We start from the raw sequence: 26,024 nt of genomic DNA, 5'->3' as shown, positions 1-26,024 counted from the left end.
GGGGAATCCGACGACCATGGGACGCATGAGCAAGACCGACACCGTCGCCGAAACCGAGAAGACCGTCAGCACGGCCGATCCGACGATCGCGGCTTCGCAGGCGAACGGGAAGGCGGGCGCCCTGGACCACATGCATCTGTGGAACCAGTTGAAGCGGACGGACCCGAAGGCGACCAAGCCCTTCACCCGCTCCGGCGGCTTCCGCGGCACGCAGATCGACCCGACCTGGCGCCTGATGATGATGACCGAGGTCTTCGGCCCGGTCGGCAAGGGCTGGGGCTACGAGCAGATGGATTGGACCATCGCGGAACGCATGGTCTTCATCTGCGCCCGCGTCTGGTACATCGACCCGGAAACCGGTGAGAAGTGCTGGACCGGCCCGCAGTGGGGCGGCACGGAGATGGTTCGCCGCCGCAACGGCATCGAGGCGCCCGACGACGAGTGCTTCAAGATGTCGATGACGGACGCCGTGGGCAAATGCCTCGTCCAGCTCGGCCTCGCCGCCGACGTCCACATGGGCCAGTTCGACGACAGCAAGTACCGGGAGGAGTCGGAAGCGTTCTACGCCGCCAAGGCCAACCCGGACCTGCAACCGGCATCCATCGCCGCCTTCGAGGAGGAGATCCGCAAGCGCCTGGGGGCCTGCCTGGATCTCGACGATCTGGAGGAACTGTGGCGGACCGGCGCCGGTACGCGCATGCGCGAGATCGGCACGGTGGACCGCACGGCCCAGCACCGCATCACCAGCCTGTTCGCCCAGAAGAAGGCTGAAATCCTGAAACGCGACGAAGAGGGCGGCGATCTGGAGGCCGCCTGAGCCACGCCCGCGGCGTGGGAAGGGAGACGCCCCGATGACACCAGCTAGCACCGCCACCGAACGCTCCCCCAGCGGCCTGTTCCGCATGAGCGCCTGGGAAGGCGAGATGGAGCGCAGCTACCCCCAGCTTCCGCGCTGGTATTGGAACGAGGCGGAACGCCGGAAGCAGTACGCCCGTTGGGTCGAGGCGGAAGCGGAATCGCTGGCCATGCGGCTGGCGGGGCTGCTCCGCCCCGACACCCCGGCGGACGCCGCGGGTCCGGCCCGCGCTCTGGTGGAATCGCTGGCCCGCGACATCGAATGGGCCCGGAGCCTGGAAGAACGCCTGCTTCGCAACGCCGCCTGATTGGAAAAGGAAAACCACGCCATGACGATCGAAGAGGTCCAGACCCGGCTGCGCGCGGCTCACGCCCGTATCGGGCATGAGGGCCGCTTCGCCCTGACCCTGACCCTGAACGGGACCGAGGACGGCTACATCACCCACTGGTTCCGCCCCGATCCGCACGCGTTCGAGGATTGCCGGGCGGTCGGCTCCGGCACCATCGCCGAATGCCTCGCGGCCCTCGACCGCTATGTGGAAACCTACCGGCGCCAGCCGACGCCGGAGGAGGTCGGGCGGACACTCGGGTTGCCGGAGATTCCTCCGCGCGCCCATCGCGGCGCCAGCTTTCTGATGGCCGCGGAATAGCGCGGATCAGACAGTATGACCGGGCCCTGCGGCCATCTGGCCCGCTGACAGTTGGTTCCTCCACCCCTAAGCTGCGGCTTTCCCAACCGGCGGAGCCGCGGCCATGGATGGGTCCCTACTCGCCTTCTTGAGCATCCTCGGCGCCCTGGCCATCGGCGCGGCCAGTCCCGGACCGAGTTTCGTCCTGGTGGCGCGCACCTCCATCGCCGTGTCGCGCCGGGCCGGGCTTGCCACCGCCCTCGGCATGGGTGTGGGGGGCGTGGCCTTCGCCGCCCTCGCCCTGCTCGGGCTTCATGCGCTGTTGGCACAGGTCGGATGGCTCTATCTCGCGCTGAAGATCGCGGGCGGGCTCTACCTTGTCCATCTGGCGGTGCGCATCTGGCGGGGAGCGTCGGAGCCGATCCACGTTCCGGACGGAGCGGTTGCGACCGACGGCGCGCTGCGCTCCTTCTGGATCGGTCTGGCGACGCAGATCAGCAACCCGAAGACGGCCATCGTCTACGGCAGCATCTTCGCCGCCCTTCTGCCGGACTCCCCGCCGGCCTGGACTCTGCTGGCCCTGCCGCCTGCCGTGTTCCTCATCGAAACGGGCTGGTACGCCATCGTCGCCGTGGCCTTCTCCGCGGGCCGCCCGCGCGCAGCCTATCTGCGGTCGAAGCTGTGGATCGACCGGCTGGCGGCTTCCGTCATCGGGGCGCTGGGGATTCGTCTGGTGATCGAGGCGGCGAAGCCGTCCTGATTCCACTGCCGCCGGTCAGGCGGTGCCCAGCTCCAACCGGTTCTTGCCCAGGCGCTTGGCGCGGTACATGGCCTGATCGGCAACGCGCAGCAGCATGTCGGCGTCGGTGCCGTCACCCGGATAGAGCGCCACGCCGACGCTGGCCGACACCGACAGGTCGAGGCCGGGCAGGGGATGGTCGATGGCGGCGACGATCTTCTCGGCCACGCCGCGGGCGCTTCCCGGGGAGATCTCGCCTTCCAGCAGAACGGCGAATTCGTCGCCGCCCATGCGGGCGGTGGTGTCGCTGTTGCGCAGGATTCCCGACAGGCGCTGGGCGATGGTCACCAGCACCTCGTCCCCCCTGTGGTGGCCGTGGGTGTCGTTGACCTCCTTGAACCCGTCGAGGTCGAGAAAGAGCAGGGCGAAGCTTCTGTTCTCCCGCTTGGCGCGGGCGATGGCCTGCTCCAGCCGGTCCTCGAAACGGATGCGGTTGCACAGGCCGGTCAGCGCGTCGTGCCCGGCGAGGTAGCGCAGCCGCTCCTCCATATGGTGCTGGACCGTGGTGTTGCGGGCGATTCCCTCCACCCCGATGGGACGCCCGGCCGGGTCGCGGCGGATGTAGGCGTTGGCGGAAATCCAGAAGGTGCTGCCGTCCTGCCGCCGCATCAGCACGCGGTAGTCGCGCACCTCCCCGCCCGCTTCCTCCAGCGCCGCGATGAACTTGGCGCGCCCGTCCTCCTCCACGTAATGGTCGGCGATGCGGGTGCCGATCACGGTCTGCGGCGTCAGCCCGAACTCCCGCGCGAACTGGGGGGAGGCCATGCTGATCCGCCCGTCCAGGTTGGTGCGGAAGAAGGCGTCGGGCAGCTTCTCGATGATCGAGCGGAGGTCGGCCTCCGATTGGGCCAGCCGCTCCAGCGTGGAGCGCAAGGCGTCTTCCGACCGGGCGCGGCGCTGGAATTCCCGGCGCAGGAAGAACAGCAGGACCAGAGCGGTGAAAAGGACGAAGACCACGCCCTTCACGTTCTGGACCAGCACCGCCTCACCCAGCCCGGCGGCCTCCAGAACGCGGTCGGACCCCACCACCCACGCGATGGCGAGGCCCGAGTAAAGGCCGACGATTCGGGTTGCCGAAGAGAGCATGAGGGGCGTGTGCGGTTAGGGTCGATCCACACTAACCTCTGGCTCGTTAACCGTCCACGGCGCAGGGGGCGGGAAGTGGGGCAATCTCATGTCAATTGCCCCTCCTGTGCCGGACAGCGTTCAGCGCTTCTTGCCGGCCTGCGCCCGCGCAAAGGCTTCGGCGAAGGCGTTGTTGATGGGTTCCGGCGCCTTGGCAGGCTTAGGGGCGGGCTTCGGAGCCGCCGCCTTCCCGGGACCGGCGGTCTTGCCGGGCGGCGGACCGCGGCGATCATCCCCACGCGGGCCATCCCCACGCTGGCCATCGCCGCGTCCCTGGCCCCTCTCCGGGCGCGGTGCGGCGTCGGTCAGGCGCATGGTCAGGCCGATGCGCTTGCGGGGGATGTCCACCTCCAGCACCTTGACCTTCACGATGTCGCCGGCCTTCACGACCGTGTGCGGGTCCTTCACGAAGCTGGTGGAGAGCTGCGAGATGTGGACCAGACCGTCCTGGTGCACGCCGATGTCCACGAAGGCGCCGAACGCGGTGACGTTGGTGACCACCCCTTCCAGAACCATGCCGGGCTGGAGATCCTTCAATTCCTCCACGCCCTCCTGGAAGGTGGCGGTCTTGAATTCGGGGCGGGGGTCGCGGCCCGGCTTCTCAAGCTCCTTCAGGATGTCCTCCACGGTCGGCACGCCGAACCGCTCGTCGGTGAAGTCCTCGGCGTTCAGGCCGCGCAGGAAACGGGCGTCGCCGATGACGCTTCCGAGGTCCTTGCCGGTCTTCTTGAGGATGCGCTCGACCAGCGGATAGGCTTCGGGGTGGACGGCGGAGGTGTCCAGCGGGTTGTCGCCCTCGCGGATGCGCAGGAAGCCGGCGGCCTGCTCGAAGGTCTTCGGGCCGAGGCGCGCCACGTCGAGCAACTGCTTGCGCGAGCGGAAGGCGCCGTTGCGGTCGCGATGCTCCACGATGTTGCGGGCGATGGTCTCGTTCAGGCCGGAGACGCGGGTCAGCAGCGGGACGGACGCCGTGTTCAGGTCCACGCCCACGGCGTTCACGCAGTCCTCCACCACCGCGTCCAGCGAGCGGGCGAGCTTTCCGGAGGAAACATCGTGCTGGTACTGGCCGACGCCGATGGACTTCGGCTCGATCTTCACCAGCTCGGCCAGCGGGTCCTGAAGGCGGCGGGCGATGGAGACGGCGCCGCGCAGGCTGACGTCCAGCTTCGGGAATTCCGCCGCGGCGGTTTCCGAGGCGGAATAGACCGACGCGCCGGCCTCGCTGACCACCAGCTTGGTCAGTTTCAGCTCCGGGTGCCGCTTGAACAGGTCGGCGACCAGCTTGTCCGTCTCGCGGCTGGCCGTGCCGTTGCCGATGGAGATCAGCTCCGCCTTGTGGCGCACCGCCAGGGCGGCGATGGTGGCGATGGAGCCGTCCCAGTCGTTCTTCGGCTGGTGCGGGTAGACGGTGGCGGTGTCCACCAGCTTGCCCGTGGCGTCCACCACGGCGACCTTCACGCCGGTGCGGATGCCGGGGTCGAGGCCGATCGTCGTGCGCGGGCCGGCGGGGGCGGCCAGCAGCAGGTCGTGCAGGTTGCGGGCGAAGACGCGGATGGCCTCGTCCTCCGCGCGCTCCCGCAGGTCGCCCATCAGGTCGGTTTCGACATGGGGGCCGATCTTCAGCTTCCAGGTCCAGCGCACCACGTCGGACAGCCACTTGTCGGCGGCGCGGCCTTGGTCGCGGATGCCGGTATGCGCGGCGATGGTGCGCTCCGCCGGGTGGGGCTGGCCTTCCTCGACCGGCAGATCCAGGCGGATGTCCAGAACGCCTTGCGCCCGGCCGCGGAACAGCGCCAGCGCCCGGTGCGAGGGCACCTTCGCCCAGGGTTCGTCGAACTCGAAGTAATCGGAGAACTTGGCGCCCTCCGCCCGCTTCTCCTCGATCACCTTGGAGGTCACCACGCCCTTGTCGGCCATGGAGGCGCGCAGCCGGCCGACCAGTTCGGCATCCTCGCCGAAGCGCTCCACCAGGATGTGGCGGGCGCCGTCGAGCGCGGCCTTGACGTCGGCGACGCCCTTGTCGGCGCCGACGAAGGCGGCGGCTTCCGCGTCGGGCTGGCGGGACGGATCGGCCAGCAACCGGTCGGCCAGAGGCTCCAGCCCCGCCTCGCGGGCGATCTGCGCCTTGGTGCGGCGCTTCGGCTTGAAGGGCAGGTAGAGGTCTTCCAGGCGCGTCTTGGTGTCGGCCTGACGGATCTGAAGCTCAAGCTCCGGCGTTAGCTTGTCCTGCTCCCGGACGGAGGAGAGGATGGCCTCCCGCCGGTCTTCGAGTTCCCGCAGGTAGGACAGCCGCTCTTCCAGCGTGCGCAACTGCGTGTCGTCGAGCCCGCCCGTGGCCTCCTTGCGGTAACGGGCGATGAAGGGAACGGTCGATCCTTCGTCGAGCAGCTTGATGGCCGAGGCGACCTGGGATTCGCGGACCGAAAGCTCGTCGGCGATGCGTTGGCTGATGGACGGCATGGAGAACCGGTGACTGGTGGAAGGGAAGGGGGCTTCGTATAACGCGAAGCGGGCCTTTCGGGCCAGTGCCGATCTGGGAGAGGGATGCGTGCGGAGTCGGGGCGAAGGGGTGCGAGTCGCGCGCTCCACCGCTGCAAAAAAGTATAGTTAAAGAGAAAGGCGGCGTCATTTACGCCGCGTTAACCATAATGGGGCTACATCTTCCCCTGCAACTTGGTTGCGTTTCCTCCCGAACAGACTTCGGCGGCTCCCGATTTCAGGAGCCGCCTTTTTTCTGTGCGCGTGGCGCCCAAAGCACGCGCACCCCCGAGATGAACACGACAGAGTTTTTCCCCTTGCGTTCGTTGGGGGAAACATCCTTACTGATTGTGGGTCTAATCCAGACGGATTCGCAACCTTGGGACTGGTCGTTTCGGCAATCGCCTTTTTGTTCGCGGTGGCCGTCGCGGGGGCCGCGGCGAAGCGGCTGCCGCAGGCGTCCACGGTCGTCTACGGCGGAACGGCCGGAGCCTGCGCGCTGGTGGCGCTGTGGGCGGCGGTCCGGCTCGCCGAAGGCGGGCCCGACGCGTCTCTGGTCCTGCCGGTCGGGCTGCCCTGGATTCAGGCCCATCTGCGCGCCGACGCCCTGTCCGCCGTCTTCCTGATCGTCGTCAATCTGGGCGGCATCACCGCCAGCCTGTTCGGCTGGGGGTACGAGCGGGCGCATCACGATTCCCATGCCGGGTCGCAGGATGGTCCGGTCCTGCCGCTCTACCCGCTGTTCCTGGCGGGCATGAACATGGTTCTGATCGCCGCCGACGCCTTCACCTTCCTTCTGTCCTGGGAGTTCATGTCGCTGGCCTCCTGGCTGCTGGTGCTGTCCACCCACCGGGAGGCGGAGACGCCGAAAGCCGCACGCCTCTACATCGTCATGGCCAGCTTCGGGACGGCCTGCCTGCTGCTGGCCTTCGGGGTTTTGGCGACGGTGCACGGCGACTACAGCTTCGCCGCCATCCGCGCCCAGGCGCCGGGGGCCGGGGCCGCGGCGCTGGTCGTGGTGCTGATCCTGTTGGGGGCGGGGTCGAAGGCCGGGCTGGTGCCGCTGCATGTCTGGCTGCCGCTGGCCCATCCGGCCGCACCCAGCCATGTGTCGGCCCTGATGTCCGGCGTGATGACCAAGGTCGCCGTCTACGCGATGATCCGCGTCCTGTTCGACCTGCTGGGCGAGCCGGAATGGTGGTGGGGCGGGGTGACCATGGGCTTCGGCGCGCTGACCGCCGTGATGGGCGTGCTCTACGCGCTGATGCAGGACGACGTGAAGCGGCTGCTGGCCTATTCGACGGTGGAGAACATCGGGGCCATCGTCATCGCTCTGGGGCTGGCGCTGGTCTTCAAGGCCGCGCACACGCCGGTGATCGCGGCGCTCGCCCTGGCGGCGGCGCTGCTGCATGTGGTCAACCATTCCCTGTTCAAGAGCCTGCTGTTCTTCGCGGCGGGCGCCATGCTGACCGCCACGGGGTCGCGCGACCTGAACCGGCTGGGCGGGCTGATCCACCGGATGCCGACCACCGCCGTTCTGGCCCTGATCGGCGCCGCGGCGATCTCGGCGCTGCCGCCGCTGAATGGCTTCGTCGGGGAATGGCTGCTGTTCCAGGCCATCCTGAACGCTCCGGCCCTGTCGGAATGGTCGCTGAAGATCGAGATCGCCGTGGTCGGGGCGGCACTGGCGCTCGCCACCGCTCTGGCCGCCGCCTGTTTCGTGCGTCTCTACGGCATCGCCTTCCTCGGGCGCCCGCGCTCCCGCGCCGCCGGAGAGGCGGTGGAGGTCGGGCGGGCGATGCGGCTGGGCATGGCGGTTCCCGCGGTGCTCTGCGTCGTTCTCGGCGTGCTTCCGACCCCGCTGATCCGCCTGTTCGAGCCGGCGCTGCGCCTGCTGGTGGAGGCCGGGCCGTTCGACGGGCGCGCCTACCAGCCCTGGTTCTGGCTGGCCCCGACCTCGGCCATCGGCAATTCCTACAACGGTCTCATCATGCTGGTGGTGATCGGGTTGCTGTCGGTGGTTCTGGTTCTGGGCATCCACCGCAAGGCGAGCGACCGGGTGCGCTGGTCGATTCCCTGGGGCTGCGGCTTCGACGGGCCGGACCCGGCGGCGGTCACGCAATACACGGCCTCCAGCTTCGGCCAGCCGATCCGCCGCGCCTTCGGCAGCACGGTGTTCCGCGCCCGCGACCATGTGGACATGCCGGCGCCGGGCGACACGCGCCCCGCCCGCCTGTCGGTGAGTTGGACCGATCCGGCCTGGGTCGCCGTCGTCGTGCCGCTGTCCCGCGTCGTGGACTGGCTGGCCGACCGGGCCAACCGGCTGCAGTTCATGACCATCCGCCGCTATTTGACGCTGATGTTCCTGGCGCTGGTCGTCCTGCTGGTGATGGTGGCGGTGTCGCAACGATGACCATCCTGCTCGCCACCCTCTATCAGATCCTCCAGATGCTGCTGGTGCTGGCCCTGGCGCCGCTGCTGACCGGCTGGGTGCGGCTGGTGAAGGCGCGGCTGGTCGGGCGGCGGGGGCCGTCCGTGGTCCAGCCTTACCGCGACCTGCTGCGGCTTCTGCGCAAGGAGGTGGTTCTGGCCCGCAACGCCTCCTGGCTGTTCCGCACCGTGCCCTACATCATGTTCACGGCGATCTGGCTGGCGGCGGGGCTGGTCCCGGTCTTCACCACGCAACTGGCGCTCGCCCCCACGGCGGACCTGATCGCGCTGATCGCTCTGCTGGGCTCCGCGCGCTTCTTCCTGGCGCTCGCCGGGATGGACACGGGCACGAGCTTCGGCGGGATCGGGTCCTCGCGCGAGATGATGATCGCGGCGCTCGCCGAGCCGGCGATGCTGATGATCGTCTTTTCGGTGGCGATCCTGGTGCGCAGCACCTCGCTGGCCGAGATCGCCGATTTCATGGTGTCGGGCGGGGTGGGGCTTCGCATCTCCCTGGCCCTGGCGCTGATCGCGCTGGTGATGGTGGCGATCGCCGAGAACGCCCGCATCCCCGTCGACAACCCGGCCACGCATCTGGAGCTGACCATGGTGCACGAGGCCATGGTGCTGGAATATTCCGGCCGCCATCTCGCCCTGGTCGAGGCGGCGAGCATGCTCAAGCTGCTGCTCTACATGGCGCTGATCGCCTGCGTCTTCGCGCCCTGGGGCATGGCGACCGCCGGGTCCGGCGTGGGCGCGGCGCTGGGGGGGCTGCTGGTCTTCGTGGCGAAGCTGGCCGTCGGCGGGACGCTGCTGGCGCTGTTCGAGACCTCCATCGCCAAGATGCGGGTCTTCCGGGTCGGCGAATTCCTGGGCGGCGCCCTGCTGCTGAGCCTGCTGGGCGCCATCTTCCTCTACGTGTCGCGGGGGGTGTGAGGTGAGCGACCTGGGTTATGACGCCGCGCACATGCTGGGGGCCGTGGTCCTGCTGATGAGCTTCGCTCTGCTCTACCAGCGGCGGCTGTTCTCCCTCCTGAACGTCTTCGCGCTCCAGGCCCTGGCGCTGACCGCGACGGCGGCGTGGCAGGCCTATGCGCACGGGGAGCCGCACCTCTACATCACCGCCCTGCTGACCCTGGTCCTGAAGGCCATCCTGATCCCGGTGGCGCTGCACCGCATCGTCGTGAAGATGAAGATCCACCGCACCATCGAGCCGGCGCTGGGCATCGGGCTGACCATGGTGGCGGGCGTGTCGCTGGTCACCCTGTCGATCCTGCTGGTGCTGCCGGTGACGGAGGACGCGAGCGCCCTGACCCGCGAGAATCTGGCGCTGTCCCTGTCGGTCGTCCTGCTCGGCCTGCTGATGATGATCTCCCGGCGCAACGCGGTCAGTCAGGTGGTCGGCTTCATGTCCATCGAGAACGGCCTGATCCTGGCGGCGGTCGGGGTGGCCGGCATGCCGCTGGTGGTGGAGATGTCGGTGGCTTTCTCCGTCATGGTGGCCTTCATCATCTTCGGCATCTTCCTGTTCCACATCCGCGAGCGGTTCGACACGCTCGACATGCAGAAGATCGAGAGTTTCCGGGGGGAAAGCGATTGAGCGCCATCGCCGTCATCGTCGCCACCCCCCTGATCGGCGCCGCCGTCCTCGCCCTGGTGCCCGGCCACCGGCTGGGGGCACGGCTGAACATCGGCTTCTCCGCCGTCACGCTGCTGGCGTCCCTGGTCCTGTTCGGGCTGGAGCCGTCGAGCAACGCGCTGTTCGTGGTGGACGCCTTCAACATCTATCTGATCGCGCTCACCGCCTTCGTCGGCCTGACCACCAGCGTCTTTTCCGCCGGCTACATCGCGCACGAGATCGCGGCGCGGAAGCTGGACGAGCGGAACCTGCGATTCTACCACGCCATGTATCAGGCCTTCATGTTCACCATGCTGCTGGCCTTGTCGGCCAACAACCTGGGTGTCATGTGGGTGGCGGTGGAGGGGGCGACCCTGACCACCGTCCTGATGGTCAGCCTGTACCGCACCGCGGCCAGCATCGAGGCGGCGTGGAAGTACTTCATCCTGTGCGGTGTCGGAATCGCGCTCGCCCTGTTCGGCACCATCCTGATGTACATGGCCGCCCAGCCGGTGATGGGGCCGGGCATGGCGGCGATGACCTGGACGGAGCTGATGGGCCATGTCGCGAAGATCAGCCCGGCGATCCTGAACCTGGCCTTCGTGTTCCTTCTGATCGGCTACGGCACCAAGGTCGGGCTGGCGCCGCTGCACGCCTGGCTGCCGGACGCCCATGCGGAGGGGCCGACGCCGATTTCCGCCGTGCTGTCGGGGCTGCTGCTGAACGTGGCGCTCTACGCCGTGCTGCGCTTCAAGATGCTGTTGGCGGCGAACGGCGAGGCCATCGCGCCGGGGCCGCTGATGATCGCCATGGGGCTGGCCTCGCTGCTGCTGGCCGGGCTGATGCTTTACCGGCGGCGCGACGTGAAGCGCTTCTTCGCCTACAGCTCCATCGAGCATATGGGCATCATCACCTTCGCCTTCGGCATGGGCGGGCCGCTCGCCAATTTCGCCGGGCTGCTGCACATGGCGATGCACAGCCTGACCAAGTCGGCCATCTTCTACGCGGTCGGCCACGCGGTGCAGGTGACAGGGACGCAGCGGATCGACCGGATCACCGGCCTGACGGTCAGCCATCCGGCGCTCGGCTGGGGCCTGCTGGCCGGGGTGGTGGCCATCGCCGGACTGCCGCCGTTCGGCGTCTTCATGAGCGAATTCCTTCTGGTCACCAGCACCTTCGCGCGGGAACCGCTGCTGGCCCTGCCGCTGGTGCTGGGCATCCTGGTCGCGTTCGGAGCGCTGGTGCTGCGGGTCCAGCAATTGTGCTTCGGGGCGCCCGGAACGGTGGAGGGCAGCGGCGCTCCGGTGGCGTCGGTGCCGGTAAAAGGCACCTTGGTTCCGCTCTACGCGCATCTGGCGCTGGTGCTGGTGGCGGGCGTCTGGCTGCCGGGGCCGCTGGTCGCGTGGTTCCAGACCGTCGCGGCGCTGCTGGGGTAGGGGAGACGGCATGTACGGGGAAGAACCGCTGTTCGGCCTGTTGAACCGCATCGGCACGCCGGTCGAGGGCCACCGCCCATGGCCGCGCTACCGCCTGGGGCGGGATGGCTGGCTGCGCCTGATCGAGGAATTGAAGGGCAACGGCTGGAGTCTGCTCGGCCTGTGGGGGGAGCCGAAGGCGGTTCACGCCGCCTTCCGCGAGGATCTGTCCGGCGACGTCGCGGTGGTCAGCCTCGACTGCCCGCAAGGCCGTTTTCCCAGCCTGAGCGCCGTGCGTCCCGCCGCCAACCGGCTGGAGCGCGCCGCCCACGACCTCCATGGCCTGACGGCGGAGCGGACGACCGACCCGCGCCCCTGGCTGGATCACGACGCCTGGGGAATCCGCCGCCCCCTGTCGGAGCAGCCGGCGGCCCCCGCGCCCAACCCCGGCCCTTACACCTTCCTGCCGGTGGAGGGCGACGGGCTGCACCAGATTCCGGTCGGCCCCGTGCATGCCGGCATCATCGAGCCCGGCCATTTCCGCTTCACCGCCAACGGCGAGACGGTCGTCCGGCTGGAGGAGCGGCTCGGTTACGTCCACCGTGGCGTGGAAGAACTGATGCAGGGCAAACCGGTGGCGGAGGCGGCGAAGCTGGCCGCCCGCATCTCCGGCGACGCGACGGTGGCGCACAGCCTCGCCTTCGCCCGCGCTGTGGAGGCGGCGCTGGGCATCGAGGTGCCCGCGCGGGCGGTGTGGCTGCGCGCCCTGATGGCGGAGCTTGAGCGGATCGCCAACCATCTGGGCGACGTCGGGGCCATCTGCAACGACGCCGCCTTCGCCTTCATGCTCGCCCAGACCAGCCAGTTGCGGGAGCGGGTGCTGCGCACGGCGGACTCCTGTTTCGGGCACCGGCTGATGATGGACCGTGTGATCCCCGGCGGCGTCTCGACCGACCTGCCGGAGCGTGGCGCGGGCCTGCTGCTGGAACTGGTGGCGGAACTGCGGCGGCGCTTCCCCCCGCTGGTCGCCATCTACGACGAGAAGGCATCCTTGCAGGACCGCACGGTCGGCACGGGGTTCGTGTCCGCCGAACTGGTTGCCCGCTTCGGCGCCGGGGGGCATGTCGGACGCGCCTCCGGCCGCGGTCAGGACGCCCGCCGCAGCCCTGGCTACGCCCCCTACGACGCGTTGGCCTTCGTGGTGCCGGTGCTGACCGAGGGCGACGTGAACGCCCGCGTCTGGGTCCGCATCCGCGAGGTAGAGCAGTCATTGTCCCTGATCGAGCAGATCGTCGCCCGCCTGCCGGCCATTTCGCGCGGCCTGGACCATCCCTCGGTCCCGGTCGAAAGCGGGCGGGGCGGGGAGGGCATGGCCCTGGTGGAGTCCTTCCGGGGCGAGATCATGACCTGGGTGCGGGTGGACGGGGAGGGCATCGTCACCCGCTGCCATCCCCGCGATCCATCCTGGTTCCAGTGGCCGTTGCTGGAGGCGGCCATCGAGGGCAACATCGTGGCCGACTTCCCGCTGTGCAACAAGTCGTTCAACTGTTCCTACGCAGGGCACGACCTGTAGGAGGCCGCCGATGCTGAAGCATATCCTGACCTCCCTGACCGGCGGTCCGGTCACCGAACCGGCCCCGGCGCCTTCCGACCGCGCCCTGGCCGAACTGGCCGGAAAGCTGGATATGGCCGCGAAGGCGCGGCTGGGGCGCAGCCTGTCGATCCGCGAGGTCGATGCCGGGTCCTGCAACGGGTGCGAGCTGGAAATCCACGCGCTGAACAACCCGATCTACGACCTGGAACGGTTCGGCATCCGCTTCGTCGCCTCGCCGCGGCACGCCGACGTGCTTCTGGTCACCGGCCCGGTCGCCCGCAACATGCGCGAGGCCCTGGTCCGCACCTGGGACGCCACGCCCGACCCGAAATGGGTGGTCGCCTGCGGGGACTGCGCCGTCGGCGGCGGCCTGTTCACGGGCGGCTATGCTTGCGTCGGGCCGGTGGAGGAGGTGCTGCCGGTGGACCTGCGCATTCCCGGCTGTCCGCCCCGCCCGGCGGACCTTTTGGCCGGCCTTTTGGCCCTGCTGGAAACCAGCGCCGGGCGGTAACAAGCCGTTCGAAGCCTGCCTGGACCGCGGCGCAGATCACAGCCTGCAATGAATGCAGATAATTTCTCCCAGGGAGACTGTTGCTCCGTGTGAAACAATGCAGCAGCGATCAACGCCAAGTCCACGCAACTCAAGAGGATGCAGGAGGGCGAGCGTCAAATGGATGTTTAGAATCTTTAACGAACTCGTGCAAAGCGCCCCAAAACGCCGCTCCCTCTTCAGGACTCGCCTCGTTCCTCGCGCTTGGCCTGCTGCCAGAAGGCTTCCATTTCCTCCAGCGTCGCGTCCTTGGGCGTGCGCCCCTGGTCGGCCAAAAGGGCCTCGATGCGGTGGAAACGGCGCTCGAACTTGGCATTGGCGCCGCGAAGAGCCGATTCCGGCTCTACCTTCAGGCGGCGGGCAAGGTTGACGAGCGCGAAGAGAAGGTCACCCATCTCGTCGGCCACACGCTCCGGGGCGGAACCGTTGTCCATCTCGTGCCGGAGTTCGCGAACCTCTTCCTCGATCTTGTCCAGGATGTCCCGCGCATCGGTCCAGTCGAAACCGACGCGGGCGGCGCGGTTCTGGAGCTTCAGGGCGCGGGTGAGGGCGGGCAGGCCGGCGATCACGCCTTCCAGGGCGGACGGGGCGCGGCCTTCCTCGGCGGCCTTCGCCGCGCGTTCGGCGGCCTTGTGTTCCTCCCAGCGCGAGGTCTGCAGATCGGCGCTGTTCACTTCGTCGGTACCGAAGACATGCGGATGCCTGCGGATCATCTTGTCGGCAATGACGCCCGCGACCTCGTCGAAGTCGAACAGATTCTCCTCGCGGGCCATCTGGCTGTAATAGACCACCTGGAAGAGCAGGTCGCCCAGTTCCTCGCGCAGCGCCGGCATGTCGCCTTTCTCGATGGCGTCGGCCACCTCGTAGGCTTCCTCGATCGTGTGCGGCGCGATGGTGGCGTAAGTCTGCTCCAGATCCCAAGGGCAACCGCCGTTCGGGTCGCGCAGGCGGGCCATGACGTCGATCAGGCGGTCAATGTTGCGGGCCATGTGAATTTCATCTTCGGCTGCGGACGGATCAGGGAGGGGACCTTAGCCGACCCATCCGGCGGAAGAAAGGACGCATGCGACAGCCAGTTCGCGTAAATCATATAAGCAAGATTATGGAAAATGTATGCTGTGGGACGGAGGAGGGGCCGGCCCCTCTCTCCACCGTTCCTCGGTCCCTCAACCTCCACGGAATCCCGTCAGAAGCTCCGCGGGCGGTTCTGGAGGAAAATCGGCGCTGCGTGCCGCCTGCAACACCTTCGCCACGAAGGACCGGTAAGGATCGCTCGGCTCCTTCGGAGCGTTTACCGCTTCCATCGGACCGCCGTAGGCCGTGTCGTTTTGAACGAACGCTCCATACTCGGCGCTGTCCAGCAAAGGCGACAGAAAAATCGAATGAGTGGTCTTGTCCGGCTCTCCGACATGGCGTTTGGACGGCATCAGGGAGAAGTTTCCGTCGGCATCCGGCATCGACAGGATCATCACCCCGTGCGCCACAGCCTCCTTGTCCCTTGCGTTCTGCCGCGCATCGTTGTCGAAGGCGCTTCGCGGGTACACGCTCTCGATGCTCGAAGGATCATGGACGTTGGCCGTTTGCATCAGGTCATCCACCGTTGTTGCACCGATCCAACAGGCTCCGGCAAAGGTGGGTTCCAACGGCAGGGTCCGAACATTCGCAAGAGATCGAAAAAAACTGAAGTCAGTAACGCTGCCCCGACTCCCCCTTCGCCATGGTTTCGACAGTCGCTGACAAGGATCGGGGGGACTGAGGGCCAGGTTGTGAACCGGTTTGTGCTTGCATGGCCGGCCTTGCCTTGCGGCGCTGCGGCGGCGCCACGCTGAGGACCGGTTCGGGTTCGCCCTCCAACCCGCGGTCCAATCCATGGTCCAGCGCGACTTCCGGCGCCGCGGCATCGGTAGCGCACCGCGCCGATCCGGTGGACATCTCCCGCTCACCCGACGGCGGACACTCGGCAAACCTGTCCGCGCAGGCCGTTGGCACCAGCAATGACGCCGCCAACAGCACGCGCTTCAGGGCAATGGCCTTCATGGTCGGACGCTCCGCAAGGCTCACGGCGGCCGTTTCCGGCACCTTCGGCACTATAAGGCCGCCGTGCTCTGGGAGTTCCCGCCGAATCCGGTCCCCGCCGGGGACGTGCGCGGTAGTCCGGTGCGTCCCCGCCTTAACCGAACAGATGCCGGTGCATCGCCTCCCAACTCGCACGGTCGGGGGTCAGCATCACCCCACCGTTCAGGGCCGTCGGTCGATAAGGCGTGCCGTCGAACAGCGCGCTGTAGCCCCCGGCCTCCTCGTGCAGCAGAACACCCGCGGCGTGGTCCCAGGGCATCAGCCGGTGATAGAGGGAGAAATGGGCCTTGCCCTCCAGCAGGCGGAGATATTCCTGCGCTGCGCTGGCGAGGCAGACCCGCGGGCCGAGCGACCGGCCACGCTCGTCCAATTGACGCCCCAGCTCTTCCGAGCAGAATCGCGTGGAGAGCGCCCCGGTCATTTCCGGCAGCGGCACCGCCGGAGCGACGCGCACGCGCGCACCGTTCAGGTAGGCGCCCTGCCCCTTCACCGCCGTCGCGGTACGCCCGTCGCAGGGATCGTAGATCCAGCCGGCCACCGTCTCGCCGCGGCAGGCCAGGGCCACGATCACCGCGAAGAGCGGACGTCCGTTCGCGAAGTTCAGGGTGCCGTCGATGGGATCGATGATCCAGACCGGGGCGTCGCCATGGATACGGTCCAACAGGGTTTCGTCGGCGGACACCGCCTCCTCCCCCACCACCGTGCTGCCCGGAAGCAGGTCCATCAGGCGTGGCGTCAGGGCGCGTTCACCGGCTTCGTCCGCCAGGGTCACGAGGTCCGCCGGCCCGGTCTTCTCGCGGATACCGGCGTTCGCCAGATCGCGGAAATAGGGCAGGATCTCGGTCTCCGCGACATCGCGGATCAGCGCGGAAACGCGGTCCACGTCGGGGATCGGGCAGGGAATCGGAAAATCTGTCACGGTTTCGGTGCCGCTTTGTTGGATCGGGGGTCGAGTCTCAGAACGGTTCCGCCATCCTTCGGCGGGTCCGGCAGCATGACTTTGCCGTCCAAACCGCTGTCTTTCAATGCCTTGACCAATGCGTCATAGGTGGCTTGATCTGCCGTCGGGTTCGGGGCGGGCGGGGTGCCGGTGAGCGGGCCGGGCTCCGGCGGCTTGCGCGGCGCGTTCGGGTCGGGTGGGGATTGCGGCACGTCGCGCGCCTCCCGCGTCTCCTCCTTCGGTGGCGGCGGCGGTGGACGCCACAGGCGGAAGCAGTCGGTGAAGGTGGACTCCTTGCAGGCCTTCAGAAGTTCCTTCGGGTCCGGAGCCACGACCAGAGGGCTGAACGGCGCTGGCGGGAACTCCGCCGGTTCCGGCGGCAAGGGATCTTCGGGGGCGACCGGCGGTTCCTCCACGAATCCCGGTGGCAGCACCGGCTCGGCGGCGGCCGTGACGCCCGCGATGGCCAGAACAGCCAGGGGCAAAAGAACGGTCAGAACGCGCAAGGGATTCCGGCAAAGAAAAGAAGAGCGGGCTGAGCATCCATTATGGCGCCCTGCCCGCCTTATAGCCACGGACAAATCCGCGTCCCGGCACGCCTGCGCCGGTCAGGAGCGCGGCAGGCTGTCGCTGGGGGTGGAATGCAGCGTCCAGGCGGCCAACTCGGACCGCAGGGCGGCGATCTTGCTGCTTTCGGTAGGGTTGGTTTCCTTGCGCCAAGCGTCGCTGATGATTTCCAGAAGACGGGCGCGACCAGCGGGATCGCGCGACAACTCCTGGATGCGCAGCACCGCGGCACCGGGCGACAACTGCTCCTGACGGGCGACCAGAGTCACCTGATCGGCCAGGAAGGCGGTGATCGAAAAGTGTGTTGGATCGGTCTGCAAACGCATAGGCGGGCCTCCTCCCGGGGATACCCATCGGTCCCCGATCTCAGATATCGGGAGCGCGTTGGGAAAAGGCTACACCTCGGACGTCGTAGACCGGATCTGAAATCGGACGCGTCATGTCGTCGCATGTGTACGAACGAATTATGACGCGCCCGATGCCGTTATGGCCAAAGTTCAGCCGTGCACGAAGCGTTTCTCGTAACGGGCCAGATCCGCCGGGTCGATGGCCACCTGGATGTGGGCTTGGGCCTCGTCGTCCTGCCGGTCCAGCACCTCCCCTTTGGCATAGAGCCAGGCGAGCGCCGCCCCGTCGCCCAACGCGACGGACAGGTCCACGACGTGGCGGTGGGCGTTCATCCGCTGGTCGAGCAGCCGGTCGAGGTCGGCGATCCCCATTCCCGACAGGGCGGAGACCGCGACGGCGCGCGGGTTGCGGGCCGTTTGGGCCAGGATCGCCTCGCGGGACTCCTCGTCCAGCGCGTCGATCTTGTTCAGCACCTCGATCACGCGGTCGTCGGCGTCCGGGTCGATGCCCATGTCGCGCATGACCTCGTGCACATCGGCCTTCTGGGCGTCGCTGTCCTGGTGGGCGACGTCGCGGACGTGCAGGATGATGTCGGCGGCGTCCACCTCCTCCAGCGTGGCGCGGAAGGCGGCGACGAGACCGTGCGGCAGGTCGGAGATGAAGCCCACCGTGTCCGACAGGATCACCTTGCGCCCGGACGGCAGGGTCACCTGACGCATCGTCGGGTCCAGCGTGGCGAACAGCAGGTCCTTGGCGAAGACGTCGGCGTTGGCCAGCCGGTTGAACAGGGTGGATTTGCCGGCGTTGGTGTAACCGACCAGAGCCACCACCGGGTACGGCACCTTGGCGCGCGCCTTGCGGTGCAGGCCGCGGGTGCGCCGGACGTCCTCCAGCTCCTTCTTGATCTTGACGATGCGGTCGCCGATCAGGCGCCGGTCCATTTCAAGCTGGGATTCGCCGGGACCACCGAGGAAGCCGAAGCCGCCGCGCTGGCGCTCCAGGTGGGTCCAGGAGCGGACGAGGCGCGATTTCTGATAGGTCAGTGCGGCCAGCTCGACCTGGAGCATGCCTTCGCGCGTCCGGGCGCGGGCGCCGAAGATTTCCAGGATCAGGCCGGTGCGGTCGATGACCTTGACCTTCAGCGCCTTTTCCAGATTGCGCTGCTGCACCGGGGACAAGGCATGGTCGAGGATGACGAGGGACGCCTCCGTCTCCTCCACGAGCTGGGCGAAATGCTCCACCGTCCCCGACCCCAGCAGGATCGAGGGCTGCGGGCGGTTGACCCGCGCGCATTCGGCGTGCACGACCTCCAGATCGATGGCGCGGGCAAGGCCTACCGCCTCGTCCAGACAGGATTCGGGATGGCGCAGGACCCCGTCCGCCTCAGCGCGGAGGACGGGGTGGACCACGATGGCGCGGCCGGAGGCATCAGGCGTCCGGCCGTTGCCATTGGTCGGAAGATCAGACGTTTTCACCTTCCTTGGGCGGCTCGAAAAGTTGAATCGGATGAGCGGGCATCACGGTGGAGATGGCATGCTTGTAGACGAGCTGCGAATGCGCATCGCGCCTCAGAAGTACCGAGAAGTTGTCGAACCAGGTGATGATTCCCTGAAGTTTCACGCCGTTCACGAGAAAAACGGTCACGGGAGTCTTGTTCTTACGGACGTGATTGAGGAACACGTCCTGCACATTTTGGCTTTTTTCAGACATTTATGTCGCCCCCTTCTTCAGTGTTTTTGGGGCCTCTTGTTGGAAGCCCGCCCCCTGCAGCGATAAGGTCATGGTTGGTCGCAACCGTCTCGACTACTGGTCATCCGATATGGTGTCACCACCGCTGCCCACCAAGCCGCACAATGCGTGGCATGTGTCGTACCGGTGCGCCGGAGGGAACCGGGTGAAGCCGCTCCCCTCGCCCGCCCCTATTAGCACCGGCACCATTCCCGCGCCATGGGCACATTCCATGTCGATATCCGCATCCCCGACGAACCAGACGTCCGGTCCGGGCGATAGGTTCGCCGGTTCCAGCGCCATCAGCACCGGGGCGCCGTGAGGCTTGTCGTATTCCGCGTCCTGGGCGCCCACCAGCCGGCCGAAATAGCCGCTCCAGCCCAGCGCCTCCGCCTCCGCGCGCAGGAAGCGGCCCGTCTTGTTCGACACCACCGCCTGATAGATCCCGCGCTCCGCAAAGCCGCGCAGCAGGGATTCGGCACCCGGCAGGGGTTGCAGATGCTCCAGGTGATGCTCTTCGAAATAGGCGTAGAAGAGGTCGCGGGCGTCGGTCCAGCGCTCGCCGAAGATGCGGGGGAAGCTGTCGCGGAGCGACTGCTTGATGCGCGCCCGCGCCTCCTCCTCCGTCCATGGCGGATGGCCGAAGGTGACCAGCGCGTGGTTCAGCGCGGCGCGCACCGTGCCCCAATTGTCCACCAGCGTGTTGTCCCAATCGTAGAGGACGGCGCGCGGCAGCACGGGCAGACGGTCGATGACGGCGGCGGGATCGCTCAAGACGCCCTCCTGGCCACATAGTCCAGATAGGCTTGCCGAAGCGTCATCGCGACCGGCCCCGGCTTGCCCTCGCCCACCGGCTTCCCGTCGATCCGGGTTACCGGAAGCGCGAAGGTGCCGGCGGAGGAGACGAACGCCTCGCGGGCGGCGAGCGCCTCCTCCAGCGTGAAGCTGCGCTCCTCCACCGGAATGCCGCGCTCGCGGGCCAGCCGCAGAAGCGACAGGCGGGTGATGCCGTTCAGGATCTTCTCCGACGGGGCACGGGTGACCAGCGTGCCGTCCCGGGTGACGATCCAGGCGTTGGAGGAGGACCCCTCCGTCACCGTGCCGTCCGGATCGATCAGCCACGCCTCGTAGGCGCCGGCTTCCGCGGCCTGCTGCTTGGCCAGCACGGGCGCCAGGAGCCCGACCGTCTTGATGTCGCGACGGCCCCAGCGGATGTCGGGAACCGTCACGACGGCCACGCCCTTCTCAAGTTGTTCGGGCTTGGCGAAGGCGGTGACGCGCTTGACCGTCATCACCAGCGTCGGGGAGGCGTGGGCGGGAAACCTGAAGTCGCGCGGAGCGACGCCGCGGGTGACCTGGATGTAGAGCGAGCCGTTGACGACGCCGTTCCGCCGGACCAGCTCACGCGCGACCATCGTCACGACGCGCGGGGCCGCCGGCCAATCCATGCGCAGCTCCGACAGGCTGCGGCCCAGACGCTCCATATGCCCCTCCAGGTCCGCGAAGCGCCCGTCGAGGAGGGTGACCACCTCATAGACGCCGTCGGCGAACTGAAAGCCGCGGTCTTCCACATGAACCGTCGCCTGCCGGTGCGGCAGGTAGCGGCCGTTGACGTATGCCCATTGAGCCATGGATGTTCTTTTGGTTGGTAGCCAAAACGATACGGGAGACGATCAGAAAAATTCAAGCCGCACGGCGAACATCTTCTCCACCTTCTTCACTTGGCCGGCTGTGGCGAGGATGATGACGCGGTCCTTCGGGCGGATCACCGTGTTGGGGCGCGGGATGATGACCTCGTCCCCGCGCACGATGGCCCCCACGATGACGCCGGAGGGCAGCTTCACCTCGCGCAGCGGCGTGTTCACCACCGCGGAGGTTTCCAGCGCCTCCGCCTCCAGCACTTCGGCGAAGCCGTCGCGCAGGCTGTGCACCGCGCGGATACGGCCCCGTCGGACGTGCTGAAGGATGTTCGACACCGTGATGGCGCGCGGGCTGACCACCGCGTCGATCCCCAGCGGCGACACCAGCGACGTGTAGGACGCCTTGTTGATCAGCGTGATGGCGCGCTTGGCCCCATGCCGTTTGGCGAGCAGGGAGGACAGGATGTTGCCTTCGTCGTCGTTGGTCACGGCGACCACCGTTTCGGTGGCGCGGACGTTGGCCTCCTCCAGAATCTCCGGGTCCAGCCCGTCGCCATGAAGCACCATGGTGCGCGACAGGCGCTGGGCCACGAACTGGGCGCGGGTGCGGTTCATCTCGATGATGCGGGCACTGACTTGGGGGTATTTCGCCTCCAGCTCCTCCGCGAGACAGAGGCCGATGTTGCCGCCACCCAGGATGATGATCCGGCGGGCCTCCACCTCCTCATGGCCGAAGGCCGACATCGCGCGGTCCAGATGGCGATTGTCGCAGGCGAAATAGACCTCGTCGCCCGGAAGCATCTGGTCGTCGCCGCCGGGGATGAAGGAGCGGTCGTTGCGGATGATCGCCACCACCTCCAGCCCCAGGTCGGGGAACAGGTCGGTCAATTGGCGCAACGGCGTGTGCAGCACCGGGCAGCTTTCCGTGCACAGCACGCCGACCACGCGGACCTTGCCGTCGGCCAGCGGGATCATGTCGAAGGCCCCCGGCACCTGAAGCCGGCGGGCGATGGCCCGCGCCACCGCGATCTCCGGCGAGATGATGACGTCGATCGGCATGTGGTCGCGGCTGAACAGGTCCGCCCAGATCGGCTTCAGATAGCTCTGGTTGCGCACGCGCGCGATTTTGGTCGGCACGTTGAAGAGGGCGTGCGCGACCTCGCAGGCGACCATGTTGATCTCGTCGATCTGGGTGACCGCGATGATCATGTCGGTTTCGCCCGCTCCCGCCGCCTCCAGCACGTCGGGGTGGGACGCGTGGCCGACCATGGCCTGGACATCCAGCGTGTCGCTGATCCGCTGGATGAGTTCCGGCGAATGGTCGATCACGGTGACGTTGTTGCCTTCGGACGCCAGATAGCGCGCGATGTTCGAGCCGACCTGCCCGGCTCCGCAAACGATGACCTTCACGGCCTTGCTACCCTTCCCTGCCCGCCTGCACGATCACCAAGCCCCCTCGCTGCCGGAGGAGAGCATCAGTCAACGAACAGCTTGCCCTTTTCGTTGCCGTGCACGCCGAGCGATTTCAGTTTGCGGTGCAGGGCGGAACGCTCCATCCCCACGAAGGAGGCGGTGCGGGAGATGTTGCCGCCGAAACGGGTCACCTGGGCAAGCAGGTATTCGCGCTCGAACACCTCGCGGGCTTCGCGGAGCGGCAGGCCCATAATCTCGCCGCCCTTGTCCCATTTCAGGACGGTCGGGGTGATGGCGCCGATTTCCGGTGGAAGCTGGTCGGCGCGAATCGCTTCCTTGGGGTCGCCCTGGGCCATGATGAGCAGCCAGTCGACCACGTTGCGGAGCTGGCGCACGTTGCCCGGCCAGTCGTAGGCCTGGAGTGCCGCCATGGCGTCCTCCCCGAACTCGCGCGCCGGCAGGCCGGCCGCCTCGGCGGAGCGCTGCATGAAGTGACGGGCCAGGAACGGGATGTCCTCGCGCCGTTCGGCGAGCGAGGGCACCCGGATCGGCACGACCGCCAGACGGTAGAACAGATCCTGCCGGAAGCGGCCCTGCTCGATCTCCGCCTGGAGGTCGCGGTTGGAGGTGGCGACCACGCGCACGTCCACCTCGACCCGCTGGCCGCCGCCGACCCGCTCGAACACCTGCTCTTGCAAGGCGCGGACGATCTTCCCCTGGGTTTCCAGAGGCATGTCGGCCACTTCGTCCAACAGCAGCGTGCCGCCGTGCGCCTGCTCGAAGGTGCCGATCTTGCGCCCGGAACCGTCCACCCCGGCCTCGGTCCCGAACAGCTCCATCTCCAGCCGGTCGGGACGCATGGTCGCGCAGTTCAGCCCGACGAAGGGACCGCCGTTGCGGCGCGACCGCGCGTGGATCAGGCGGGCCACCACCTCCTTGCCGGAGCCGGCGGGGCCGGTGATGAGGACGCGGCTGCCGGTCGGCGCCACCTTCTCGATGTTCTGGCGGACATGGTTGACCGCGGTGGACCGCCCGATCAGCTCCACGTCGCCGCCGGCCCGCAGCTTCAGCTCCTCGTTCTCGCGCTTCAGCCGGGCGGCTTCGATGGCGCGGTCGACCATCAGCAGCAGCCGGTCGGCCTTGAAGGGCTTCTCGATGAAGTCGTAGGCGCCGATCTTGATCGCCGACACGGCGGTTTCGATGTTGCCGTGGCCCGAGATCATGATGACCGGCAGGTTCCGGTGATCGCGCATGAGCTGTTCGAGAATCTGCAACCCGTCCAGCCGGCTGCCCTGGAGCCAGATGTCGAGGACCACGAGGCTGGGCCGCCGCGCGGCGACCTGGGCGAACGCCTGATCGGCGTCTGCGGCCTCGCGCGTCTTCATGCCTTCGTCGTTCAGGATGCCGGCGATCAGCATCCGGATGTCCGCTTCGTCGTCGACGATCAGAATGTCATGCGCCATGGGCTGCGTGCCTCTTCTCTCCGCCGGTCTCCGCCGGCGTGCCAACGCCGCCGGGGGCTTCGCCCGCGGCTATGCCGGTGGTGGTGGACGTGTTGGGGATGACCAGACCGACGCGCGCCCCGCCGCTCTCGCGGTCCTCCAGGGTCAGCACGCCGCCATGGTCCTCCATGATCTTCTTGACGATGGCGAGCCCCAGCCCCGTGCCCTTGGCGCGGGTCGTCACATAGGGCTCGGTCAGCCGGTCGCGTTCCTCGGTCGGCAGGCCCTTGCCGTTGTCCTCCACGATCATGGCGATGCGCTCGGCGTCGGCCTGGATGCGGATAGAGACGTGGCCGGGCGGCAACTCCGCGCCGTCCGTGGCGGGCGGGCGCCCCTCGATGGCGTCCGCGGCGTTCTGCAGGAGGTTGGTCAGAGCCTGGCTGATCTGGCGGCTGTCGCAGGGAACGGTCAGCGGCCCCGGCGGAAGCTCCATCTCGAACTTGATCTTCCCGGCGTGCGCGCTGGATTGCAGGAACACCGCCTGCCGCACGAGATCGTTCAGGTTGCAGGGCTTCATCACCGGCTGCGGCATGCGCGCGAAGGCCGAGAATTCGTCCACCATGCGCCGGATGTCGTCCACCTGCCGGACGATGGTGTCCGTGCACATGGTGAAGACCTCGGTGTCGCTGGTGATCTCCTTCAGGTACTTGCGGCGCAGGCGTTCCGCGGAAAGCTGGATCGGGGTCAGCGGATTCTTGATCTCGTGGGCGATGCGGCGCGCCACGTCGGCCCAAGCGGCCTTGCGCTGCGCCGACACCAGCTCCGTGATGTCGTCGAAGGTGACGACATAGCCGCGGATTTCCCCGCTGCCCCGCCCTTCGGTGGAGATGCGGACCAGCAGCGTCAACGGAGTCGTGCCGGGACGGCGGATCTGGATTTGGTCCTGCACCACCCGGCCGGGGCGGCCCGGGGCGTGGGCCAGAAGCTCGCCCATTTCCGGCGACAGGTCCGCCAGCTTCACCCCGATCATGCTCTCCGCGTCGTCAACCCCCAGCAGGCGCGCTGCCGAGAAATTGGGCAGAGTGATCCGCCCCTCCGCGTTCAGACCGATCACGCCCGCCGACACGCCGCCCAGCACCGTCTCCGTGAATCGGCGGCGCTCGTCGATCAGCCGGTTGGCGGACAGAAGCTCGTGCCGCTGGCTTTCGATCTCCGTCGTCATGCGGTTGAAGGCGCGCGACAGCAGGCCCAGCTCGTCCTCGCCCGGCGGTTCGGTCACGCGGACGGTGAGGTCGCCGGCGCGCACCCGCTCCGCGGCGCCGATCAGCGCGCTGATGGGCCGCGCCAGCCGCGTGGCGAAGATCAGGCCGGCCCACACCGCCGCCAGAAGCAGCAGGAGCGCCACCACGAGGAAGATCAGGGTGAAGGTGATCTGAAGGCTGCCGCGCTGGCTTTCCAGCGCCCCGAACTCCCTCACAGCCCCCTCCGCCGAGGCCATGTGCGAGAGCACGCGCGGCTCCACCATGCGCCCGACATAGAGGTAGGTGTCGGCGAAGCGGTCCAGCCGGACCAGGGCGCGCACCCGGTCGTCGTTCTCGCTGACGATCATCGCCACTTCGCCGTGGCGGGCGGTGGCGAGCTTGTCGTCGGGGATCGGGTCGAACTCCAGCGCGAAGGTGTAGCCGGAGCGCGCGACGATGGCTCCGGTCGTCCCGTTGAAGACGATGGCCTCCGACAGGGCGCGCAGCATCGCCTGGGTGGCGACCACCTGTTCGAACCGCTCCGGATCGCTGGCGAGGCGCGCCGCCTCCTGGTTCAGGTCGTTCGCCATGGCGAGCGCGTCGGCGCGGATGTTCTGCTGGTGCTCGTGCAGATAGGCGCTGGCGACCGCCAGGGACTCGTTCACCGCCGTGCGCACCCGCTCGCTGAACCAGGACTGCACGCCGACGTAGAAGAAGACCGTGGAGAAGATGGCCATGATGATGGCCGGCGCGATGGCGAGCAGGCTGAACACCGCCACCAGCCGCACATGCATCTGCGACCCCGCGAGGCCGCGCCGCCGCCCGATCCACAGATAGACGATGCGCCGGGCGATCAGCACGCCGAGCAGCAGCAGCAGCGCGAGATCGAGGGTCAGCAGAAGCGTGACCGTGCGCGGGTTGGTCTCCCCGAAGGGGGCGCTTTCCGTCAGCGCCGTGTAGGTCGCGAAGCCCGCTGCCAGGGCTGCCAGCGACAGCGCGAAGGCAAGCCGCTTCGCCAACCCGACACGGGTTGCCCAGCGAAGGAACTGCTGCCAAAGCGGCGTGGCGGTCTCAGGGGGTGTGGGCGACATCAATCCGGCAACCAGTCTGTTGCCAGAATGATACACGAGCTGTTG

General features: G+C 67.9%; 25 protein-coding genes. 10 read left to right on the top strand and 15 right to left on the bottom strand.

The features are described 5' to 3' along the window. Positions 1-25: 25 nt before the first annotated feature. The 4 genes from DS843_RS00650 to DS843_RS00635 all read left to right on the top strand — a co-directional run bounded on the left by DS843_RS00650 (position 26) and on the right by DS843_RS00635 (position 2,244). Positions 26-817: a hypothetical protein gene (locus DS843_RS00650; protein ID WP_286191861.1), complete on the top strand. Its 792-nt coding sequence runs from the start codon at positions 26-28 to the stop codon at positions 815-817. Positions 818-851: 34 nt separating this feature from the next. Beyond that, positions 852-1,163, top strand: coding sequence for a hypothetical protein (locus tag DS843_RS00645; protein WP_286191860.1), 312 nt, complete (start codon positions 852-854; stop codon positions 1,161-1,163). Between the two features lie 21 nt (positions 1,164-1,184). Further along, a complete protein-coding gene (locus tag DS843_RS00640; protein ID WP_149466967.1) occupies positions 1,185-1,505 on the top strand; it encodes a hypothetical protein in 321 nt (106 codons plus the stop codon). Positions 1,506-1,608: 103 nt separating this feature from the next. Continuing rightward, entirely contained in the window at positions 1,609-2,244 is a 636-nt protein-coding gene (locus DS843_RS00635) for a LysE family translocator (protein ID WP_149466966.1), read from the top strand. A 15-nt stretch (positions 2,245-2,259) separates the two neighbouring features. Here the strand turns inward: DS843_RS00635 and DS843_RS00630 are convergent, their stop codons facing one another. Then, positions 2,260-3,369: a diguanylate cyclase domain-containing protein gene (locus DS843_RS00630; RefSeq protein WP_149466965.1), complete on the bottom strand. Its 1,110-nt coding sequence runs from the start codon at positions 3,367-3,369 to the stop codon at positions 2,260-2,262. A 120-nt stretch (positions 3,370-3,489) separates the two neighbouring features. Then, a complete protein-coding gene (locus tag DS843_RS00625; protein WP_149466964.1) occupies positions 3,490-5,868 on the bottom strand; it encodes a Tex family protein in 2,379 nt (792 codons plus the stop codon). A 397-nt stretch (positions 5,869-6,265) separates the two neighbouring features. Here DS843_RS00625 and hyfB point away from each other — a divergent pair, with 397 nt between their 5' ends. The 6 genes from hyfB to DS843_RS00590 are packed head-to-tail and all read left to right on the top strand — an operon-like array spanning position 6,266 to position 13,454. Beyond that, the gene (hyfB, locus tag DS843_RS00615; protein WP_149466962.1) at positions 6,266-8,299 is read left to right on the top strand and encodes a hydrogenase 4 subunit B; all 2,034 of its coding nucleotides are present in this window, start codon (positions 6,266-6,268) and stop codon (positions 8,297-8,299) included. Then, positions 8,296-9,252: a respiratory chain complex I subunit 1 family protein gene (locus tag DS843_RS00610; protein WP_149466961.1), complete on the top strand. Its 957-nt coding sequence runs from the start codon at positions 8,296-8,298 to the stop codon at positions 9,250-9,252. Before hyfB ends, DS843_RS00610 begins: the two co-directional genes overlap by 4 nt. 1 nt (position 9,253) lies before the next feature. Beyond that, positions 9,254-9,916 (top strand): hydrogenase-4 component E, encoded by a 663-nt coding sequence (locus DS843_RS00605; RefSeq protein ID WP_149466960.1) that lies wholly within the window; start codon positions 9,254-9,256, stop codon positions 9,914-9,916. Next, a complete protein-coding gene (locus tag DS843_RS00600) occupies positions 9,913-11,370 on the top strand; it encodes a hydrogenase 4 subunit F (RefSeq protein WP_149466959.1) in 1,458 nt (485 codons plus the stop codon). Before DS843_RS00605 ends, DS843_RS00600 begins: the two co-directional genes overlap by 4 nt. A 10-nt stretch (positions 11,371-11,380) precedes the next feature. Next, positions 11,381-12,922 (top strand): hydrogenase large subunit, encoded by a 1,542-nt coding sequence (locus DS843_RS00595; protein ID WP_149466958.1) that lies wholly within the window; start codon positions 11,381-11,383, stop codon positions 12,920-12,922. Positions 12,923-12,932: 10 nt separating this feature from the next. Continuing rightward, entirely contained in the window at positions 12,933-13,454 is a 522-nt protein-coding gene (locus tag DS843_RS00590) for an NADH-quinone oxidoreductase subunit B family protein (protein ID WP_149466957.1), read from the top strand. A 218-nt stretch (positions 13,455-13,672) separates the two neighbouring features. Here DS843_RS00590 and mazG read toward each other — a convergent pair whose 3' ends face one another. The 13 genes from mazG to DS843_RS00525 all read right to left on the bottom strand — a co-directional run bounded on the left by mazG (position 13,673) and on the right by DS843_RS00525 (position 25,979). Then, positions 13,673-14,482 carry a nucleoside triphosphate pyrophosphohydrolase gene (gene mazG / locus DS843_RS00585; protein WP_149466956.1) on the bottom strand — a complete coding sequence of 270 codons (810 nt, stop codon included), beginning with the start codon at positions 14,480-14,482 and terminating at the stop codon, positions 13,673-13,675. Between the two features lie 177 nt (positions 14,483-14,659). Further along, the gene (locus DS843_RS00580) at positions 14,660-15,091 is read right to left on the bottom strand and encodes a hypothetical protein (RefSeq protein WP_286191859.1); all 432 of its coding nucleotides are present in this window, start codon (positions 15,089-15,091) and stop codon (positions 14,660-14,662) included. Positions 15,092-15,179: 88 nt separating this feature from the next. Continuing rightward, a complete protein-coding gene (locus DS843_RS00575; RefSeq protein WP_208852162.1) occupies positions 15,180-15,530 on the bottom strand; it encodes a hypothetical protein in 351 nt (116 codons plus the stop codon). A gap of 133 nt (positions 15,531-15,663) precedes the next feature. Beyond that, positions 15,664-16,452 carry an inositol monophosphatase family protein gene (locus tag DS843_RS00570; protein WP_286191858.1) on the bottom strand — a complete coding sequence of 263 codons (789 nt, stop codon included), beginning with the start codon at positions 16,450-16,452 and terminating at the stop codon, positions 15,664-15,666. 32 nt (positions 16,453-16,484) lie between these two features. Then, positions 16,485-17,015 (bottom strand): hypothetical protein, encoded by a 531-nt coding sequence (locus DS843_RS00565; RefSeq protein WP_286191857.1) that lies wholly within the window; start codon positions 17,013-17,015, stop codon positions 16,485-16,487. 102 nt (positions 17,016-17,117) lie between these two features. Further along, on the bottom strand, positions 17,118-17,402 hold the full coding sequence (locus DS843_RS00560) for a hypothetical protein (RefSeq protein ID WP_149466954.1): 285 nt from the start codon (positions 17,400-17,402) through the stop codon (positions 17,118-17,120). 171 nt (positions 17,403-17,573) lie between these two features. After that, positions 17,574-18,833: a GTPase HflX gene (gene hflX / locus DS843_RS00555; protein ID WP_149466953.1), complete on the bottom strand. Its 1,260-nt coding sequence runs from the start codon at positions 18,831-18,833 to the stop codon at positions 17,574-17,576. Positions 18,834-18,885: 52 nt separating this feature from the next. Further along, the gene (gene hfq, locus DS843_RS00550) at positions 18,886-19,134 is read right to left on the bottom strand and encodes an RNA chaperone Hfq (RefSeq protein ID WP_035675971.1); all 249 of its coding nucleotides are present in this window, start codon (positions 19,132-19,134) and stop codon (positions 18,886-18,888) included. Between the two features lie 93 nt (positions 19,135-19,227). Then, the gene (locus DS843_RS00545) at positions 19,228-19,926 is read right to left on the bottom strand and encodes an HAD family hydrolase (protein WP_149466952.1); all 699 of its coding nucleotides are present in this window, start codon (positions 19,924-19,926) and stop codon (positions 19,228-19,230) included. Then, complete coding sequence (locus DS843_RS00540) at positions 19,923-20,783, bottom strand: D-amino-acid transaminase (RefSeq protein ID WP_149466951.1); 861 nt, start codon at positions 20,781-20,783, stop codon at positions 19,923-19,925. Before DS843_RS00540 ends, DS843_RS00545 begins: the two co-directional genes overlap by 4 nt. A gap of 42 nt (positions 20,784-20,825) precedes the next feature. Next, positions 20,826-22,202: a Trk system potassium transporter TrkA gene (trkA, locus tag DS843_RS00535; protein ID WP_149466950.1), complete on the bottom strand. Its 1,377-nt coding sequence runs from the start codon at positions 22,200-22,202 to the stop codon at positions 20,826-20,828. Positions 22,203-22,267: 65 nt separating this feature from the next. Further along, on the bottom strand, positions 22,268-23,668 hold the full coding sequence (gene ntrX / locus DS843_RS00530) for a nitrogen assimilation response regulator NtrX (RefSeq protein ID WP_149466949.1): 1,401 nt from the start codon (positions 23,666-23,668) through the stop codon (positions 22,268-22,270). After that, positions 23,658-25,979: a sensor histidine kinase NtrY-like gene (locus DS843_RS00525; RefSeq protein WP_149466948.1), complete on the bottom strand. Its 2,322-nt coding sequence runs from the start codon at positions 25,977-25,979 to the stop codon at positions 23,658-23,660. Before DS843_RS00525 ends, ntrX begins: the two co-directional genes overlap by 11 nt. Positions 25,980-26,024 lie beyond the last annotated feature (45 nt).

The organism is Roseomonas genomospecies 6 (genome assembly GCF_008365375.1).
GTDB lineage: Bacteria > Pseudomonadota > Alphaproteobacteria > Azospirillales > Azospirillaceae > Azospirillum.
This window is presented reverse-complemented; position numbering and strand designations above follow the sequence as displayed.